Origin of the sequence: Pseudomonas morbosilactucae, from assembly GCF_023241665.1 — a bacterium.
Classification (GTDB): Bacteria; Pseudomonadota; Gammaproteobacteria; order Pseudomonadales; family Pseudomonadaceae; genus Aquipseudomonas; species Aquipseudomonas morbosilactucae.
Genome location: NZ_JALQCX010000038.1, coordinates 68,512 through 86,119 on the forward strand (window position 1 = coordinate 68,512; position 17,608 = coordinate 86,119).

General features: G+C 63.1%; 13 protein-coding genes and 1 pseudogene. 7 read left to right on the plus strand and 7 right to left on the minus strand.

What is annotated here, in order from left to right:
• Positions 1-15 precede the first annotated feature (15 nt).
• From M1B35_RS20645 to rfbB, 6 genes are read right to left on the minus strand one after another with little or no spacing between them, the layout of a single operon-like run.
• Entirely contained in the window at positions 16-1,416 is a 1,401-nt protein-coding gene (locus M1B35_RS20645; protein ID WP_123329091.1) for a sigma-54-dependent transcriptional regulator, read from the minus strand.
• Positions 1,413-3,221, minus strand: coding sequence for a sensor histidine kinase (locus M1B35_RS20650; RefSeq protein WP_268262908.1), 1,809 nt, complete (start codon positions 3,219-3,221; stop codon positions 1,413-1,415). Before M1B35_RS20650 ends, M1B35_RS20645 begins: the two co-directional genes overlap by 4 nt.
• A 35-nt stretch (positions 3,222-3,256) precedes the next feature.
• The gene (gene rfbD / locus M1B35_RS20655) at positions 3,257-4,138 is read right to left on the minus strand and encodes a dTDP-4-dehydrorhamnose reductase (protein ID WP_268262909.1); all 882 of its coding nucleotides are present in this window, start codon (positions 4,136-4,138) and stop codon (positions 3,257-3,259) included.
• Positions 4,135-4,680, minus strand: a complete 546-nt coding sequence (gene rfbC, locus M1B35_RS20660) for a dTDP-4-dehydrorhamnose 3,5-epimerase (RefSeq protein ID WP_268262910.1) — start codon at positions 4,678-4,680, stop codon at positions 4,135-4,137. Before rfbC ends, rfbD begins: the two co-directional genes overlap by 4 nt.
• Entirely contained in the window at positions 4,677-5,552 is an 876-nt protein-coding gene (gene rfbA / locus M1B35_RS20665) for a glucose-1-phosphate thymidylyltransferase RfbA (RefSeq protein ID WP_123329096.1), read from the minus strand. The genes rfbC and rfbA overlap by 4 nt, the downstream gene beginning before the upstream one ends.
• Entirely contained in the window at positions 5,549-6,631 is a 1,083-nt protein-coding gene (gene rfbB, locus M1B35_RS20670) for a dTDP-glucose 4,6-dehydratase (protein ID WP_268262911.1), read from the minus strand. Before rfbB ends, rfbA begins: the two co-directional genes overlap by 4 nt.
• 220 nt (positions 6,632-6,851) lie before the next feature.
• Between rfbB and M1B35_RS20675 the strand changes: the two genes are divergently transcribed.
• From M1B35_RS20675 to M1B35_RS20690, 4 genes are all read left to right on the plus strand, one after another.
• Positions 6,852-9,764, plus strand: coding sequence for an aminotransferase (locus tag M1B35_RS20675; protein WP_268262912.1), 2,913 nt, complete (start codon positions 6,852-6,854; stop codon positions 9,762-9,764).
• 217 nt (positions 9,765-9,981) lie between these two features.
• Positions 9,982-10,860 (plus strand): N-carbamoylputrescine amidase, encoded by an 879-nt coding sequence (aguB, locus tag M1B35_RS20680; protein WP_268262913.1) that lies wholly within the window; start codon positions 9,982-9,984, stop codon positions 10,858-10,860.
• Entirely contained in the window at positions 10,861-11,967 is a 1,107-nt protein-coding gene (aguA, locus tag M1B35_RS20685; protein WP_123329104.1) for an agmatine deiminase, read from the plus strand.
• 246 nt (positions 11,968-12,213) lie between these two features.
• A complete protein-coding gene (locus M1B35_RS20690) occupies positions 12,214-12,414 on the plus strand; it encodes a hypothetical protein (protein ID WP_123329106.1) in 201 nt (66 codons plus the stop codon).
• A gap of 118 nt (positions 12,415-12,532) precedes the next feature.
• On the opposite strand, the gene M1B35_RS20695 is transcribed toward M1B35_RS20690, so the two are convergent.
• The gene (locus M1B35_RS20695) at positions 12,533-14,644 is read right to left on the minus strand and encodes a TonB-dependent receptor (RefSeq protein ID WP_268262914.1); all 2,112 of its coding nucleotides are present in this window, start codon (positions 14,642-14,644) and stop codon (positions 12,533-12,535) included.
• A gap of 272 nt (positions 14,645-14,916) precedes the next feature.
• On the opposite strand from M1B35_RS20695, the gene M1B35_RS20700 reads away from it, so the two are divergent.
• From M1B35_RS20700 to M1B35_RS20710, 3 genes and pseudogenes are all read left to right on the plus strand, one after another.
• The gene (locus M1B35_RS20700; protein ID WP_268262915.1) at positions 14,917-15,609 is read left to right on the plus strand and encodes a DsbA family protein; all 693 of its coding nucleotides are present in this window, start codon (positions 14,917-14,919) and stop codon (positions 15,607-15,609) included.
• A 30-nt stretch (positions 15,610-15,639) separates the two neighbouring features.
• Complete coding sequence (locus M1B35_RS20705) at positions 15,640-16,035, plus strand: nuclear transport factor 2 family protein (RefSeq protein ID WP_268262916.1); 396 nt, start codon at positions 15,640-15,642, stop codon at positions 16,033-16,035.
• Between the two features lie 237 nt (positions 16,036-16,272).
• A pseudogene (locus M1B35_RS20710) lies at positions 16,273-17,560 on the plus strand (OprD family porin).
• Positions 17,561-17,608 lie beyond the last annotated feature (48 nt).

Sequence of the window (17,608 nt, forward strand, 5' to 3'; positions counted from 1 at the left end):
AAGGGACGGTGCGCTTCAATCCAGGTCATCGTTGCCAGGGCTGGTGCCGCTGTCGGCAAAGTTCAAACCGTGCTTGCGCAGTTTGTCGTGCAGGGTCTTGCGCGGCACGCCCAAGGCTTGCGCCAGGCTGCGCACAGAGTTGTGGCCGTGGGCCAGCTCAGCGGCGATCAGGTTTTTTTCAAAGTGTTCCACCTGTTCGCTAAGCCCACCCTCAATTGCTGGCATTACAGTAGTCGCGGTGCCTTGGGGCTCGCTGTTGTCCAAGGCCAGTTCCAGGCCCAGGGCGAAGCGTTCGGCGGCATTCTGCAACTCTCGCACATTGCCCGGCCAGCCGTGGCGCAGCAGCAGGGCACGGTGCCCCGGTTGCAGTTCGTGGGGCGGCAGGCCGTGGCGCGCGCTGGCTTCGTCGGCAAAGTGCTGGAACAGGATCAGCGCGTCATCGCCGCGCTCGCGCAATGGCGGAATGCGCAGCGGCGCCACGTTCAGGCGGTAGTAAAGGTCGGCGCGGAAGCGCCCCTGGTCGGCGGCCTGGCGCAGGTCTTCCTTGGTCGCGGCGATGATGCGGATGTCCAGGGGGATCAACTGGTTGCCCCCCAGGCGTTCCACTACTCGCTCCTGGAGCATGCGCAGCAGCTTGACCTGCACATCCAGGCTCATGCTTTCGATTTCATCGAGGAACAGGGTGCCGCCGTTGGCGAATTCGAACTTGCCGATGCGGCGTTTCTGCGCCCCGGTAAAGGCGCCCGGCTCGTGGCCGAACAGTTCGCTTTCCACCACCGACTCCGCCAGGGCCCCGGCGTTGATCGCCACGAAGGGGCCGTTGCGGCGGTTCGACAGGTCGTGCAGCGCACGCGCCACCACCTCTTTGCCGGCCCCGGTTTCACCGAGGATCAGCACGTCGGCCTTGGTTGCGGCCAGCGCGCCGATCTGCTCCCGCAGGCGCAGCATCGGTGCCGACTGGCCCACCAGCCGGGCGCTGAGCTGCTGGCGGTCGCTCAGGGCCAGGCGCAGGCTGCGGTTGTCCAGCACCAGGCGGCGCCAGTCCAGGGCCCGGCGCACGCTGTCGAGCAGGGCGTCGCTGGCAAAGGGTTTCTCCAGGAAGTCGTAGGCCCCGGCGCGCATTGCTTGCACCGCCAGGGGTACGTCGCCGTGGCCGGTGATCAGCAGCACCGGCAGCTCCGGGTCCTGGGCGTGCAATTGCGCCAGCAACTCCAGGCCGTCCATGCCCGGCATGCGAATGTCGCTGACCACCACCCCCGGCCAGTCACGCTCCAGGCGCGCAGCCAGGCCCTGGGCTTCGGCCAGGGTGAGGATCTTCAACCCGGCCAGGTCCAGGGTCTGGCTCAGGGCCTGACGCAGGTGGGGATCGTCGTCGATCAGCACCACCTGGATGCGGTGGTCGATGGCGTTGCTCATGCGCTTCGGTCCTCGGACGGTTGCAGGCTCACCCCCGGCGCGCCGGCGCGCAGCCGCAGGGTGATCAGGGCGCCGCCTTCGCGGTGGTTGGCGAACGACAGTTCACCGCCAAAGGCGCGCATCAAGGTGTCACAGATCGCCAACCCCAGGCCCAGGCCCTGGGTTCGGGTCTTGGTGGTGTAGAAGGGTTCGCCGGCGCGGCCCAGGGCCTCCAGGCAGAAGCCCGGGCCGTTGTCGCGAATGTACAGGTTGACGCCCGTGGTAGTGGATTCGGCACTCAGCCAGAGTTTGCGCGGCGGGCCTTTTTCGGTCAGGGCGTCCAGGGCGTTGGCCAGCAGGTTGCCGAGCACCTGGCGCAGGCGGGTTTCCCCGGCCTCGACCCACAGGGTGGCGGCCGGCAGGTCGCGGATCAGCTCCACCTCCATGGCCCGCCGACGCTTGGCCAGCAAGGCCAGGGCATCGTCCAGGGCCGGTTGCAGGGCCACGCTTTCCGGGGCGTGGCGGTCGCGCCGGGCGAAGGCCCGCAGGTGGGCGATGATCGACGCCATGCGCCCGGTCAGCTCGCTGATCAGCTTGAGGTTGCCCCGGGCGTCGTCGGTGCGCTGGTGGTCCAGCAGCACTTCGGCGTTTTCCGCGTAGCTGCGGATCGCTGCCAAGGGTTGGTTGAGCTCGTGGCTGATGCTCGCCGACATGGTGCCCAGGGCCGAGAGCTTGCCGGCCTGGACCAGGTCGTCCTGGGCCCGTACCAGTTCCTGCTGGGCGGTTTCCCGCTCAAGCACTTCCTGTTTCAGCCGGCGGTTGAGGCCTTCCAGGTCGCTGGTACGTTCAGCCACGCGCATTTCCAGTTCGCGCCGGGCCTTGGCCTCGAAGGCGATGCGCTCCAGGTAGTGACGGCGGCGTTGCATCATCAAGCCCAGCAACAGCATCAGCACCAACAGGGCGGCGCCGCCAATGGCGACCACCGTACGCACCGGACGATCGATCAGGGTGCGCGGGGCGAGGATGCTGACGTTCCAGCCGGTTTCCTCGATGGCCTGGGTCTGGGTCAGCCAGGCCGCGGGGTCGAGGTTCAGCGGCCGCGGGTCGCGGGTCGGGTAGGGCTGGATCGCGGTGATCGCCTGGTTCTCTGTGGGGCTCAGGGTGCGGGTCGAGCGAAAGCGCCATTCCGGGCGCGAGGTCAGGATCACCACGCCGTTGTGGTCGGTCAGCAGCAGCTGTTCAGGGGTGCGGCCCCACAGGCTTTCGGTGTGGTCCAGGTCGACCTTGATCACCAGCACGCCGATGATTTTTTCCCGGTCGCGCACGGCCGCGGCGAAGAAGTAGCCGCGTTTGGCCGAGGTGGTGCCCAGGCCGAAGAAGCGCCCCAGGCGCCCGGCCATGGCCTCGCTGAAATAGGGGCGGAAGGCGAAGTTGCGACCCACGAAGCTGTCGTGTTTGTCCCAGTTGGAGGCCGCCAGGGTCTTGCCTTCGGTGTCCATCAGGTACATGACTTCGGCGCCGGTCTGGGCGCTGATGTTTTTCAGCAAGCGGTTGGCATTGCCTTGGGTGATGCCGTCATCGGGCACCGAGAGCACCGCGCGCAGGGCCGGCAGGTCGCCGAGGATTTGCGGCAGCACTTCATAGCGGTGCAGGGTGCCCAGCAGGTTGGCGACGTAGAGGTCCAGGGTCTGCCGGTTCTGCCCCACCAGTTCGCTGCGGTAGTAACGCTCGGCCAGGTGCTCCAGGGGCCAGAGCAGCGGCGCCAGGCACAGGGCCAGAAGGGCCAGGCTGCGCCAGCGGGGGCGACGGGGAAGGGTGGGGGTCATGAGCTCGGGCGCCTGTGGATACAGGCGCATTATGCCTAGGCCAGCTCTTCAAGACACTCGCGTAATGCACCGTGCCACTCGGCTTGGCTCACGCCCCATTCACGGGCCAGGCGGCTGCAATCCAGGCGTGAGTTCAGCGGCCGTGGCGCAGGCGTCGGGTAGGCACTGGACGGGATGGCTTCCAGCACTGCGCAGGGTTTGTCCTGGGCCAGCAAGTGGGCACCGATGGCCTGGGCAAAGCCGAACCAGGAGGTTTCGCCTTGGGCGCTCAGGTGATACGTGCCCCAGGCGCCGGGCTGGCCGCTTTGCCAGCGCAGTATCAGTTCACGGGTGCTGTTGGCGATCGTCCCGGCCCAGGTGGGTGCGCCGAGCTGGTCGGCGACCACCCGCAGTTCAGCTTTCTCTTGCAGCAGGCGCAGCATGGTCAGCAGGAAGTTCTTGCCGTGGCTGGCGTAGACCCAACTGGTACGCAGGATCAGGTGCTGCCCGGCCACCAGGTTGATGGCTCGCTCCCCGGCCAGCTTGCTCTGGCCATAGACGCTCAGCGGGTTGGGCTCGTCGTCCTCGACATAGGGCGTGGTTTTGCGCCCGTCGAACACGTAGTCCGTGGAGTAGTGAATCAGTGGAATCCCCAGTTCATGGGCTTCCTGGGCGAAAATCCCCGGCGCCGTGGCGTTGATCGCAAAGGCCAGTTCCGGCTCGCTCTCGGCCTGGTCCACAGCGGTGTGGGCCGCCGCATTGATGATCAGGTCGGGGCGCACCGCCCGCACTTGCTGGCGGATGTGCTCCGGGTGGCTGAGGTCCAGCCGGTCGCGGCCCAGGACCACCAGCTCGCCGAGGTCGCCGAGGCGTTTCTGCAGCTCGCGGGACACTTGGCCCTGCTGGCCGCTGATGAGGATTTTCAAGGGAGTGCTCATGGGAACAGGTCAGCCTCCGCCAGGGTCTTGCCGGCCTGATCCTTGGCGGACAGTTGTGGGCTGCCGTCGAGCTGCCAATCAATGGCCAGGGTCGGGTCATCCCAGCGAATGCAGCGCTCGGCCGACGGCGTGTAGTAGTCGGTGGTCTTGTAGAGGAACTCCGCCGATTCGCTGAGCACCACAAAACCGTGGGCGAAGCCTTCGGGCACCCAGAGCTGGCGGTGGTTCTCGGCGGACAGCCGCACGGCCACCCATTGGCCGAAGTGCGGCGAGCTGCGGCGAATGTCCACCGCCACGTCGAGTACTTCGCCAGCGATCACCCGGACCAGTTTTCCCTGGGTGTTCTGCACCTGGTAGTGCAGGCCCCGGAGCACGCCTTTTTGTGAGCGTGAATGGTTGTCCTGGACGAACTGGGTCTCCAGCCCGGTGGCCTCGTTGAAGGCCTTGGCGTTGAAGCTTTCATAGAAAAAGCCCCGCTCGTCGCCAAACACCTTGGGTTCGATGATCAGCACGTCCGGCAGTTGGGTCGGGGTGACGTTCATGGTTCGATTCCCGCCAGGGTGAACAGGTATTGGCCATAGCCGGTCTTGCCGAAGTAGGCGGCGCGCTCCAGCAGGTGCTCACGGCTGATCCACTGGTTTTCGTAGGCGATTTCTTCCAGGCAGGCGACCTTCAAACCCTGGCGATGCTCGATGGTCTGCACGTACTGCGAGGCCTCCAGCAGGCTGTCGTGGGTGCCGGTGTCGAGCCAGGCGAAGCCGCGACCAAAACGCTCGACCTGCAGGTCGCCGCGCTTGAGGTAGGCATTGTTGACGTCAGTGATTTCCAGCTCGCCACGGGGCGAAGGCTGGACCGCCTTGGCAATCTCGATCACATCGTTGTCGTAGAAATACAGCCCCGTGACGGCGTAGCTGGACTTGGGCTTCTTGGGTTTTTCTTCGATCGACAAGGCCCGGCCGTCGCTGTCGAAGTCGATGACCCCGAAGCGCTCCGGGTCCTTGACCCAGTAGCCAAACACCGTGGCGCCGCTCGGGCGCTCGGCGGCTTTTTTCAACTGCTCGCCGAAGTGCTGGCCGTGGAAAATGTTGTCCCCGAGGATGAGGCACACCGGGTCATTGCCGATGAACGCTTCGCCGATCAGGAACGCCTGGGCCAGGCCGTCCGGCGAGGGCTGTTCGGCGTAGGTGAAGCGCACCCCGAACTGGCTGCCGTCACCCAGCAGGTTGCGGTATTGGGGCAAGTCCTGGGGGGTGGAGATAATCAGGATGTCCTGGATGCCGGCCAGCATCAGCACCGAGATCGGGTAGTAGATCATCGGTTTGTCGTAGATCGGCAGCAGTTGCTTGGAGACACCCAAAGTAATGGGGTGCAGACGGGTGCCGGAGCCACCCGCCAGAACGATTCCTTTCATCATGCGAGCAGATCCTTGGGGTCGCTGAAACCCAGTCGTTGGCCTTGATAGCTGCCGTCCTGTACGCGGCGGCACCATTCCAGATTGTCCAGGTACCACTGCACGGTCTTGCGCAGGCCGCTGGCAAAGGTTTCTTCAGGCACCCAGCCCAGCTCGCGCTCGATCTTGCCGGCGTCGATGGCGTAGCGCAGGTCGTGGCCGGGGCGGTCCTGGACGAAGGTGATCAGGTCGGCGTACTGGCTGACGCCAGCCGGTTTGTGCGGCGCAAGCTCTTCGAGCAGGGCGCAGATACCGCGCACTACGTCGATGTTTTTCTGCTCATTGTGGCCGCCGATGTTGTAGGTCTCACCGACCACGCCGGTGGTGACCACCTGATACAGGGCCCGAGCATGGTCTTCGACGTACAGCCAGTCCCGCACTTGCAGGCCGTTGCCGTACACCGGCAGTGCCTTGCCCGCCAGCGCATTGAGAATCACCAGGGGGATGAGCTTCTCGGGGAAGTGGAAAGGCCCATAGTTGTTCGAGCAATTGGTGATCAGCACCGGTAATCCGTACGTGCGCTGCCAGGCGCGGACCAGGTGGTCGGACGCGGCCTTGCTCGCCGAGTAGGGCGAACTGGGGGCGTAGGGCGTGGTTTCGGTGAACAGGTCGTCCACACCGTGCAGGTCGCCGTACACCTCGTCGGTGGAAATATGGTGGAAACGGAAGGTGCTTTTTTCCGCCTCGGGCAGTGTCTGCCAATAGGCGCGAGTGGCTTCCAGCAGGCTGTAGGTGCCGACGATATTGGTCTGGATAAAGTCCGACGGACCGTCGATGGAGCGGTCGACATGGGACTCGGCGGCCAAATGCATGATTGCCTGGGGTGCAAAGCGCGCCAGCACCGCGCTGACAGTGGGCTGATCAACGATATCGGCTTGGACGAACTCGTAGCGACTGTTGCTGGCAATGCTGCTCAGGGATTCGAGGTTGCCGGCGTAGGTCAGTTTGTCGAGGTTAAGCACTTCGTGTTCCGTGTGCTCGATCAAATGGCGGACCAGCGCCGATCCAATAAAACCGGCTCCGCCGGTAACGAGAATGCGCATGTGGGTTGGCCTTTGTCCTGGGTGACGATCATTGACGTGAACGAAAACAGCATAGCTTGTCGGTGCAGCCGCCTCGGTGCAAGCGTTAGTGCCCTTGTGATGTTGCGGGTTTTATCCCGTTTGGCTGCTGTACAGGCGACGCACGAGCGTGGCCTGGGGGTTGCGTATCGCCTTCAGCGGTGGCGATATAAGCGCCTGACCATCATTCGGGAGTCCTTGCATGTTGCTCGCCACGTTGATTCACCGCGCCAGTCTGCCGGGGCCGCAGGTCTCGGTGCAGCAGGCGCTGGACCTGCTGCAGGCCCATTACGGCCTCCACGGCACCTTGCACTCCCTGGGCAGCCAGCAGGACCTCAACTACCGAGTCGACAGCCCGCAGGGGCGTTTTGTTCTGAAAATCTGCCGCGGCGATTACGCGGTCCAGGAGCTTGAGGCCCAGCATGCTGCCCTCGCTGACTTGGGCGCACGCAGCGCCTTGCCGGTGCCCCGGGTGATCAAGGCGCGCAACGGCGAGCAGTTGTTGTCCGTGGACCTCGACGGCCAGGCCCTGCACATTCGCCTGCTGGACTATATAGAGGGCCGCTCCCTGACCCATCTCAAGCACCTGGGGCCGCAGTTGATGGCCAGCCTGGGGCGCTTGTGCGGGGAGATGGACCTGGCCCTGGCTGACTTCGAGCACCCTGGCCTGGCGCGCACCCTGCAATGGGACCCACGCCATGCCCAGCCGCTGATCCAGCATCTGCTCCCGGTGATCGCCGACGAACGGCAGCGTGCACTGATCGCCGAAGCGGCCTTGCAGGCCGAGCGTCGCCTGCAGCCTCTGATTGAGCAACTGCCGGTGCAGGCCATTCACATGGACATCACCGACGACAACGTGGTCTGGCAGCGCGATGCCCAGCGGCATTGGCAGTTGCAGGGGGTGATTGATTTCGGCGACCTGATCCGCACCTGGCGCATTGCCGACCTGTCGGTGACCTGTGCGGCCCTGCTGCACCACTGTGACGGCGACCCGCTGCGTATCCTTCCGGCGGTCCAGGCGTATCACCAGGTCAACCCGTTGCAGCACGCTGAGTTGCTGGCGCTCTGGCCGCTGGTCATGGCCCGGGCGGCGGTGCTGGTGCTCAGTGGCGAGCAGCAGGTCAGCATCGACCCCGACAACCATTACAGCCGCGCCAACCTGAGCCATGAGTGGGAGATCTTCCGCGTGGCCACGGCGCTGCCGTTCGAGTTGATGGAAGCGGCGATCCTCAGCGCCGTCGGCCAAGCACTGCCGGCGATTGCCAGCGAAGGCTTCGCCCCATTGCTGCCGAGCCTGGTGGGCCGAGAGTTCGCCTTGATCGATCTGGGTGTGCTCAGCCCGCATTTCGAGGCCGGCAACTGGGAGCAGCCGGGCATCGACGAGCGTTTGTTGCAGGAAGCGGCGGCGACCCATGGCCTGGCGGCTAGCCGTTACGCTCAGTATCGTTTGTCCCGCACCCGTCCTGACAGCGCCGAAGACCCCGAGACCTGCCCGCTGCATGTGCAATTGCAGGTGCCCCTGGGCACGCCGGTGGAATCTCCCTTTGCCGGGGTGCTGCACGTGGCGGCCGATGGTTCCTTGCGCCTGGACAGCGGGCAACTGAGCGTTCGCCTGTGGGGGGTCAAGCCCGGCTTGCGTGGCGGTGCGGCCTTGGTCAAGGGCCAGGTGCTGGGTGACGTGCAGGCAGGGCTGACCGTGCAGTTGTGCCGCGGCGTGCACCTCGACCCGCCCTTGTTCTGTACGCCTTCCCGGGCGCCGGCCTGGCAGGCCCTGTGTCCTTCCCCGGCGGCGCTGCTGGGGTTGGCCTGTGATGCTGAGCCGGAACTGGACCCGCAGCAACTGCTGGAACGGCGTGACGCCAGCTTCGCCCGTTCGCAGAAGCACTATTACGTCGACCCGCCGCGCATCGAGCGCGGCTGGCGCAACCACCTGATCGACATGCAGGGTCGTTCCTACCTGGACATGCTCAACAACGTGGCGGTGCTGGGCCACGGTCATCCGCGTATGGCGGCCGAGGCCAGTCGCCAATGGTCCCTGCTCAACACCAATTCGCGCTTTCACTACGCGGCGATTGCCGAGTTTTCCGAGCGCCTGCTGGCCCTGGCCCCGGACTCCATGGACCGGGTGTTCCTGGTCAACAGCGGCACCGAGGCCAACGACTTGGCGATCCGCCTGGCCTGGGCCTACAGCGGCGGGCGCGACATGCTTAGTGTGCTGGAGGCCTACCACGGCTGGTCGGTGGCGGCGGATGCAGTGTCCACCTCGATCGCCGATAACCCCCAGGCCCTGAGCAGCCGTCCGGACTGGGTGCACCCGGTGACTGCGCCTAACACCTACCGTGGCGAATTTCGCGGCCCGGACAGCGCGCCGGACTATGTGCGCAGTGTCGAGCATCACCTGGCCAAGCTGGCGCAACAGCAGCGCCAACTGGCGGGTTTCATCTGCGAGCCGGTGTACGGCAACGCGGGGGGGATTTCCCTGCCGCCCGGTTACCTGCAACAGGTCTACAGCCTGGTGCGCGAGCGAGGCGGGGTGTGCATCGCCGACGAAGTGCAGGTGGGGTATGGGCGCATGGGCCATTTCTTCTGGGGCTTTGAAGAGCAGGGCGTGGTGCCGGACATCATCACCATGGCCAAGGGCATGGGCAACGGCCAGCCGCTGGGGGCGGTGATCACTCGCCGGGAAATTGCCGAAGCCCTGGAGGCCGAGGGGTATTTCTTCTCCTCATCGGGTGGCAGCCCGGTCAGTTGCCGCATCGGCATGGCGGTGCTGGATGTGATGGAAGAGGAAAAACTCTGGGAGAACGCCCAGGTTGTCGGCGGTTACTTCAAAGAGCGCCTGCAAGCCCTGATGGATATTCACCCGCTGGTGGGGGCGGTGCACGGCTCGGGTTTCTATTTGGGGCTGGAGTTGATCCGTAACCGCGAGACCCTGGAGCCGGCCACCGAAGAGACCACCCTGCTCTGTGATCGCCTGCGGGACCTGGGGATTTTCATGCAGCCCACGGGTGACTTCCTCAACATCCTGAAGATCAAGCCGCCCATGGTCACCAGCCGGCAGAGCGTGGACTTCTTCGTCGACATGCTCTCGAAGGTGCTAGCCGAAGACCTATAACCCCCCTGTAGGAGCCGGCTTGCCGGCGATTGCGCTCGCCAATAAATCGATTGTTATCGGTATTTAAGAGGTATTTTTTCATTTTGGTAAATCTATAAGCTTCTAAAGTCGATATTTATCGGATATAAAGTGAGCCTAGTCGGGCACGGCGCCACCGTGCTCGACCCTTTCCCTATCCGTTGTCATCGACCGCTTCTCATCGCCCGGGAGTTGTTCCATGAGCCGTATCGTTACCGTCGCCGCCACCCAGATGGCCTGTTCCTGGGACCTTGAGGCCAATATCGAGACCGCTGAAAAGCTGGTCCGTGAAGCCGCCGCCAAAGGCGCGCAGATCATTCTGATCCAGGAGCTGTTCGAGACGCCGTACTTCTGCCAGAAGCCCAATGCGGACTACCTGCAATTGGCTTCCTCGGTGGAAGACAACGTGGCCATCAAGCACTTCCAGAACGTCGCCCGGGAACTGCAAGTGGTGTTGCCCATCAGCTTCTTCGAGCTGGCCGGACGTGCCCGCTTCAACAGCATCGCGATCATCGATGCCGACGGCAGCAACCTCGGGATTTATCGGAAAAGCCATATCCCGGATGGCCCCGGCTATCACGAGAAGTATTACTTCAATCCGGGCGACACCGGCTTCAAGGTCTGGAACACCCGCTACGCCAAGATCGGCGTGGGTATCTGCTGGGACCAGTGGTTCCCCGAGTGCGCCCGCAGCATGGCCTTGCTGGGCGCCGAGATTCTGTTCTACCCCACCGCCATCGGCAGTGAGCCCCACGACGCCAGCATCTCTTCCCGGGACCACTGGCAGCGTGTGCAGCAAGGCCACGCCGGTGCCAACCTGATGCCGCTGATTGCCAGCAACCGCATCGGCCACGAAGAGCAGGACGGCTACGACATCACCTTCTACGGCTCGTCCTTTATTGCCAACGCGTTTGGCGAGAAGGTTCAAGAGCTCAACCAAAGCGAAGAAGGTATTCTTGTGCACAGCTTCGACCTCGACGAACTGGAGCATATTCGCAGCGCCTGGGGGTCGTTCCGCGACCGCCGCCCGAACCTCTACGGCGCGATCAAAACCCTCGACGGTTCCCTGGAGTCCTGAATGACGACCCTGCACAGCACCCCCCGCGCCGATGGCTTCTACATGCCTGCCGAGTGGGCGCCCCAAACCCAGGCCTGGATGGTCTGGCCCGAGCGTCCGGACAACTGGCGCCTGGGCGGCAAGCCGGCCCAGGCCGCCCATGTGGCGGTGGCCAAGGCCATTGCGCGCTTTGAACCAGTGACCGTGGCGGTGTCCGCCGCCCAGTACGAAAACGCCCGGGCGCGCCTTGATGCGCCGAATATCCGCGTGGTGGAAATGTCCAGCGATGACGCCTGGGTGCGGGACACCGGGCCGACCTTTGTCATCAATGACCAGGGCGAAGTCCGGGGCGTGCACTGGGGCTTCAACGCCTGGGGCGGTTTCGACGGCGGCCTGTATTCGCCGTGGAACCGCGATGAGCAGGTGGCCGGCAAGATCCTGCAGATCGAGCGTTGCCAGGAGTACCGCACCGAAGGTTTCGTGCTCGAGGGCGGTTCGATCCACGTGGACGGCGAAGGCACCCTGATCACCACCGAGGAATGCCTGCTCAACCGCAACCGCAACCCGCACCTCAAGCGCGCCGAGATCGAAACGGTGCTGCGCGAGCAGTTGGCGGTGGACAGCATCATCTGGCTGCCGGACGGCCTGTACAACGACGAAACCGACGGCCATGTGGATAACTTCTGCTGCTACGTGCGCCCCGGTGAAGTGTTGCTGGCCTGGACCGACGACCCGCAAGACCCGAACTACCCGCGTTGTCAGGCAGCGTTGAAGGTGCTGGAAAGCAGCCGCGACGCCAAGGGTCGCACTATCAAGGTGCACAAGATGCCGATTCCGGGGCCGTTGTACGCCACTGAAGAGGAATGTGCCGGTGTCGACCCGGTGGATGGCACCCAGGAGCGTAACCCGTCGGTACGCCTGGCCGGTTCCTACGTGAACTTCCTGATCGTCAATGGCGGGATCATCGCGCCGAGCTTCGACGACCCACTGGATGCCCAGGCCAAGGAAATCCTCCAGGGCCTGTTCCCCCAGCATGAGGTGGTGATGGTGCCGGGTCGTGAACTGTTACTGGGGGGCGGGAATATCCATTGCCTTACCCAACAACAGCCGGCACCGCACCCAGGTTGAGTGCAGTTGTAACAGCCGGTTGCCGTTAACCGCTTTTTGTCTGATGGCATTCCAGCTGATAACTGCCGTGGAGCCCGCAATCCTTAAGGGTTGCGGGCTTTTTCATGGCCGTATGTCGGCCTTCCAGACACATTGGCACAGCTCTTGTATCTCTCCTGACGTGACTCTGAGACCGGTAGAACTGCGATGTTCTGTCATAAACCTTGGATAAGTTAGGCCGCTCACAAACCCGGAGAGAGCGCTGCAATGAATATGGTCAGCGAGCGGGCATCGCATCCCTTGGCAATGAATAACGAGTCTTTACAGACATTGGTGCAATGGTTGAAGTCCAACGGAACGCGTCAGATCAGGGACGCCGATCCGCGTCGGCTGATGACTGAGCGCTACCCGGAAGGCTTGCTCAGCGAGGCTGAGCTGCAGGCATTGTGGGATGTCATGGCAGGCTGACAACAACACGCAATCAGCAAAGCGCTGCCGTGAAGGCAGCGCTTTTTTTATGCCTGGAGTGGGGAGGGCTGGCGCTGGCGATCGTGCGACCGCCAGTGCCCGCCAAAGGGCAGGGTGTTTAGAAGCTGTAGGTGCCGGTGACCACCAGGTTGCGCGGCTCGCCCGGTTGGATCTGGAAGGCACTGGTGGCCGAGGAGTAGTAATCACGGTCGGCGATGTTGTTCAGCGCCGCGCGTACATCCCAGTCCTTGTGGCGGAAGCCGGCCAGGGCGTCCCAGCGGCCGTAACCGGGGAGCACGATGGTGTTGGCCGGGTCGGCAAAACGATCGCCCACCAGGGTCACGCCGGTCTCGGCGTACCAGCCCATCTCGGGTTTCCAGGTGATAAACAGGCTGCCGTTGCGCTTGGCTACGTCGTTGACACGTTTGCCTTCGAAGCCGTTGTCGTCTTTCACGACGGTGGCGTCCTGCAGGCCAAAGCCGCCGCGCACGTACCAGTTGCCGCCCAGCTTGCCGGTGGTGGTGAACTCCATACCACGCGAGCGTTGCAGTCCGCTCATGTACCAGATGTCCAGGTTTTCCGGCGAGCGCGTTCTGCGGTTGTAAAGCTCCAGCTCATAAACCGCTAGGGTGGTGCTCAGGCGCTCATCCAACCAGTCGCTTTTCACCCCGATTTCCTTTTGCCGGGTGCGCTCCGGGCTCAGGTCGTTGCCGTTGCCCGAGGCGTTTGGGGTGATGCCGATCAAACCACCGCCAACTGGAGAGAAGGACTTGCTCCACGAGGCGTAGAACGAGTGGTGTTCCAGGGGCGTCCAGATAACGCCCAGGCGCGGGCTGGTGCTGTGGCTGTCGCGATCATCGGTGCGGTTGAACACCTTACTAGTGCTCTCCACGTTGAAGTTGTCGTAACGCAAACCTGCCAATACTTGCCATTGGTCATTGAGATGCAATTGGTCTTGAACGTAGAACGCACGACCTTCAACTTCCGTGTGGTTGTCACTGGATACCACCATTTTCCCCGTATGGCTTTGGCTACGGTCTGGATTGAACGGGTCCAGGGAGGGTACCAATTGGCCGCCGTTGGCGACGGTGGCTGCTGTGTACAGTTTTGGATCGCGACGCTGACTACTCAGTTCTAAGCCGGTCAACAAGCGATGCTCTAGACCGAAGGTTTGGAAGGAGCCTTCGACCTCGAAGTTGTTGTTCAGATTACGGGTGGTGAGGTCTTGCTGCCAGCGCTGACGGAGGACTCTCTGGGTGTTCGCGTTGTAGCCAATGGCGTAGGTATTGTCGAAGTCGCTATCGAGCTTGAACAGACCCAGGGTATGGCGCAATTGCCAGTTGTCGCTGAGTTCATAGCTGAGTTTCGAGCGCAGTGACTGCGATGTGTCATCGATGTAGTCACGTTTGTCGCCGTAGGTGGTGTCATTGCCGACGTCCGCCGGGCGTCCGGTCTTCTCGCCAGCGCGGCGTACTCCGGGAATACCGCGGTCCGGCGTGCGATCGAAACGGCTGTATTCGTACTGCACCAGCCAGTTCAGGTCCGGGGTCAGTTGCCAGCTCATGGAGGGGGCGAACAGCTTGCGGTTACCGCTGACGTCGTCGCGGAAGCTGTTGTAGTCCTGGTTGCCCATGTTCAGGCGCAGGCTGAGGTCTTCGGAGACGTCGGTGGACAGGTCGGCGTACAGGCTGCGGCGGTCATCGCTGCCGCCCTGGGCCTCGATGCTGGAGCGGCGGCCGAACTGCGGCAGCTTGCTCACCCGATTGACGATCCCGCCCTGGCTGCCACGGCCATACAACACGGCTGCCGGGCCTTTGAGCACTTCCACCCGCTCGATGTTGTGCAGGTCACGCACGTACTGGCTGTCGTCACGAATGCCGTCCAGGTAGAAGTCGTTGCCCGCTTCGAAACCACGAATGCGCACGCTGTCGAAGCGTGTATCGGCGCCGCTGCTGACGTTGGGAATGCCGCTCAGCGCGGTGCCCAGGTCGTTGGTGCCGTAGTCCATGACATTGGCGGTCTTCACCGAGTCGATGGCCTGGGGCACATAGCGCACCGGGGTGGCGGTGCGGGTGGCGGTTGCGGTGTCCTTGACCCGTGGATCATCGGCGTCGGTTTCGGCGCTGATGGCGGTCGCTGGCAAGGTGGTGGGCGCGGCGTAACTGCAAGTGGCGGACAACAGGGCGCTGAGCCCCAGGGTCAGGGGCGTGAGGCGCAAGTGGGTTGGCATGTGGAACGCATCCGAAGGGCAGGGTGATTCGAAGCGTTAATGATAATGCGTTGCATTTGCTGATGTGAGTGTCGTATTAAGAAGTTCCCCGGGACGATTGTTTCAATTTGTTTCTTGTTTGTGTCGGTTCAGTGTCATTGTCGATACGAAGCCGGACCGAGGCATTCGACCGGTTCTTGAAACACACTGAACCCGGCGCCGGGGTTTTTTCCGGCGTGCCCGGGGTCTAGGCTGCGACCCATTCCCTTGTCCTGACGTTGCCGGAGCGCGCCATGTCTGCTGCCACCCTTCATTACATCTACGACCCATTGTGCGGTTGGTGCTACGGCGCCAAGCCGCTGGTGCAGGCGGCGCAGGCGGTGTTGCCAGTGATTGCCCACGGGGGCGGCATGATGACCGGGGCCAACCGCCAGCCGGTGTCGCCGCAGTTGCGTGACTACGTGATGCCCCACGACCGGCGGATTGCCGAGTACAGCGGCCAGCCTTTCGGCGAGGCGTACTTTGAAGGGCTGCTACGGGACCACACGGCCGTGTTCGATTCTGCGCCGCCTATTGCTGCGGTGCTCGCCGCCGAGGCCTTGGCGGGGCGCGGGCTCGAGCTGCTCGGGCGTTTGCAGACGGCCCACTATCAGGAAGGCCGCCGCATTGCCGACCACGACGTGCTGCTGGAGTTGGCCGTGGCCCTGGGGTTGCCTGCCGAGCCCTTCAGCGTCGCATTCGAGCACGCCCTGGCCCATGAGCTGGAGGGCCATATCAAGGCCAGTCGGCAGTTGTTGGCCCGTGTTGGTGGCCAGGGTTTCCCGACCCTGGTCCTGGAGCGAGACGGGCAGCGCCAGGTGCTTGATATCAGCCCCTGGCTGGGCAAACCCGATGAGTTTGCCGCCTGGTTGCAGGGGGCGATCGGCTCGACACCGAGCCAGGTGTCCTCCCAATCCCCGGCCTGTGGCTTGGACGGTTGCGCGTAATAACCCTACCCAACGAAGAAGGAGTGACCCATGGATAACCTGGCCTTGATCAAAAGCACCTACGAAGGTGCCAACTCCCAGGAAAACGCCAAGAACACCGCTGCGGCCCTGGCACCGGATGCGCGCTGGACCGAAGCCGCGGGGTTCCCACTGGCGGGCACCTACGTCGGCTTCGACGCCATTGTGGAAAATGTTTTCAAACGCCTGGCCAGTGATTGGGAGGGGTTTGCCTTCAACGTGGAGAGTTATGTGGCCCAGGGCGACAAGGTATTCGCCTATGGCAATTACAGCGGCGTGTTCAAGGCGACGGGGCGGCCAATGAACGCCCGAGTGGCCCATTTATGGACACTCAAGGATGGCAAAGTTACTCATTTTGAGCAGTTTGTGGACAGCCATACCGTGCAACTGGCCATGGCCGATCGGTGAATTCTTAGAATATTTTCACCTATTCAAAGACGATTCACGAAATTGACACAGGGTTCAGGGCGCGGATAGGATTCGCGCCAACGCCTGTGGCCAAGAGCCATATATCAGAATAATAAAAGGCCCGCCGCGATGATTCGCGGGCGGGCCTTTTTGTTTTTTGAGCAGGAACAAGAGCGTCCAAACGCCATTTCTGTCCGGGTACACAGCGCGCCATCAACCCGTAATAAGGAAAACAAAATGTTGAACAAGCGGATCGGTCTGATCGCACTGGGGATTCTGAGCGCTACTCAAGCCATGGCTAACGACCAAGCTGAGTCCAAGGGTTTTGTAGAAGACAGCAGCCTGAAAGTGCTGCTGCGCAATGCCTACATCAACCGTGACAAGAAAGACGGCAATGATGACCAACGTGAATGGGGCCAAGCGGCCATCGGCACGTTCTCCTCGGGCTTCACCCAAGGCACCGTTGGCGTGGGCGTTGACGCCTTCGGCCTGTACGGCCTGCGCCTGGACCGCGGCAGCCACGCTGGCGGCGCCGGTATCGACTTCTTCAAACCCAGCGAAGGCGGCAACAAGTCCCCTGCGGGCGACCTGGCCAAGGCTGGCGCTGCAGTGAAATTCCGCGTGTCCAACACCGTGCTGGCCTACGGCGACCAGATGCCTGAGCTGCCGGTGCTGAACTACGACAGTTCGCGCCTGCTGCCAGAAAGCTACACCGGCACCCTGATCACCTCCAAAGAAATCGACGGCTTGGTACTGAACGCCGGTCGCTTCACTGCCGAATCGCGCAAGAGCGCTGAAGGCCGTGACAGCGGTGGCCTGAAGTCCATCAACGTATTGGGCGGCAGCTACCAGTTCACCGAACAGTTCAAAGGCGCGCTGTACGCTTCCGACGTCGAAGACGTGCTGAAGAAGCAGTACGTGAACCTGAACTACGTGTTCCCGCTGGCCACCGATCAGTCCCTGACCCTGGACTTCAACGGCTACCGCACCAAGCTGGACAAGTCGTTTGCCGAAGACGCGCGCCGGCGGCCAGGACAACAAGATCTGGAGCCTGGCAGCGACCTTCGCCACTGGCCCGCACTCCTTCACCGTGGCGCACCAGCGCAGCACCGGCGACAGCCACCTGGGCTACGCCTACGGCGGTTACCAGAAAGGCCAGAACTACATTGGCGACGGTGGCAACACCATCTTTCTGGCCAACTCCTACTGGTCCGACTTCAACGCTGAAGACGAGCGCAGCTGGCAGTTGGGCTACGGCCTGGACTTCGGTTCGTTCGGCGTGCCTGGCCTGAGCTACAACCTGGCTTACGTGCGTGGCGACAACATCACCACCGCCGACAGCACCGGTGGTACCGAGCGCGAAATCTTCAACCAGTTCAAGTACGTGGTCCAGGCCGGTCCGGCCAAAGACCTGAGCGTGCGTGTACGCAGCTCGATCCTGCGCGTGTCGCAGAAATCCAGCGCCTACAACAGCAGCGGCAACGAACTGCGTGTGTTCGTCGACTACCCGATCAACGTGTTCTGATGAACGCCTGATCGTGGCCTGATACCAGGGCCGCAGTAAAAAAGCCCC

What these genes read in the sequence shown, in the direction of transcription:
- M1B35_RS20645 (WP_123329091.1), bottom strand. Translation starts at nt 1,416, where the DNA reads ATGAGCAACGCCATCGACCACCGCATCCAGGTGGTGCTGATCGACGAC.
- M1B35_RS20650 (WP_268262908.1), bottom strand. Translation starts at nt 3,221, where the DNA reads ATGACCCCCACCCTTCCCCGTCGCCCCCGCTGGCGCAGCCTGGCCCTT.
- rfbD (WP_268262909.1), bottom strand. Translation starts at nt 4,138, where the DNA reads ATGAGCACTCCCTTGAAAATCCTCATCAGCGGCCAGCAGGGCCAAGTG.
- rfbC (WP_268262910.1), bottom strand. Translation starts at nt 4,680, where the DNA reads ATGAACGTCACCCCGACCCAACTGCCGGACGTGCTGATCATCGAACCC.
- rfbA (WP_123329096.1), bottom strand. Translation starts at nt 5,552, where the DNA reads ATGATGAAAGGAATCGTTCTGGCGGGTGGCTCCGGCACCCGTCTGCAC.
- rfbB (WP_268262911.1), bottom strand. Translation starts at nt 6,631, where the DNA reads ATGCGCATTCTCGTTACCGGCGGAGCCGGTTTTATTGGATCGGCGCTG.
- M1B35_RS20675 (WP_268262912.1), top strand. Translation starts at nt 6,852, where the DNA reads ATGTTGCTCGCCACGTTGATTCACCGCGCCAGTCTGCCGGGGCCGCAG.
- aguB (WP_268262913.1), top strand. Translation starts at nt 9,982, where the DNA reads ATGAGCCGTATCGTTACCGTCGCCGCCACCCAGATGGCCTGTTCCTGG.
- aguA (WP_123329104.1), top strand. Translation starts at nt 10,861, where the DNA reads ATGACGACCCTGCACAGCACCCCCCGCGCCGATGGCTTCTACATGCCT.
- M1B35_RS20690 (WP_123329106.1), top strand. Translation starts at nt 12,214, where the DNA reads ATGAATATGGTCAGCGAGCGGGCATCGCATCCCTTGGCAATGAATAAC.
- M1B35_RS20695 (WP_268262914.1), bottom strand. Translation starts at nt 14,644, where the DNA reads ATGCCAACCCACTTGCGCCTCACGCCCCTGACCCTGGGGCTCAGCGCC.
- M1B35_RS20700 (WP_268262915.1), top strand. Translation starts at nt 14,917, where the DNA reads ATGTCTGCTGCCACCCTTCATTACATCTACGACCCATTGTGCGGTTGG.
- M1B35_RS20705 (WP_268262916.1), top strand. Translation starts at nt 15,640, where the DNA reads ATGGATAACCTGGCCTTGATCAAAAGCACCTACGAAGGTGCCAACTCC.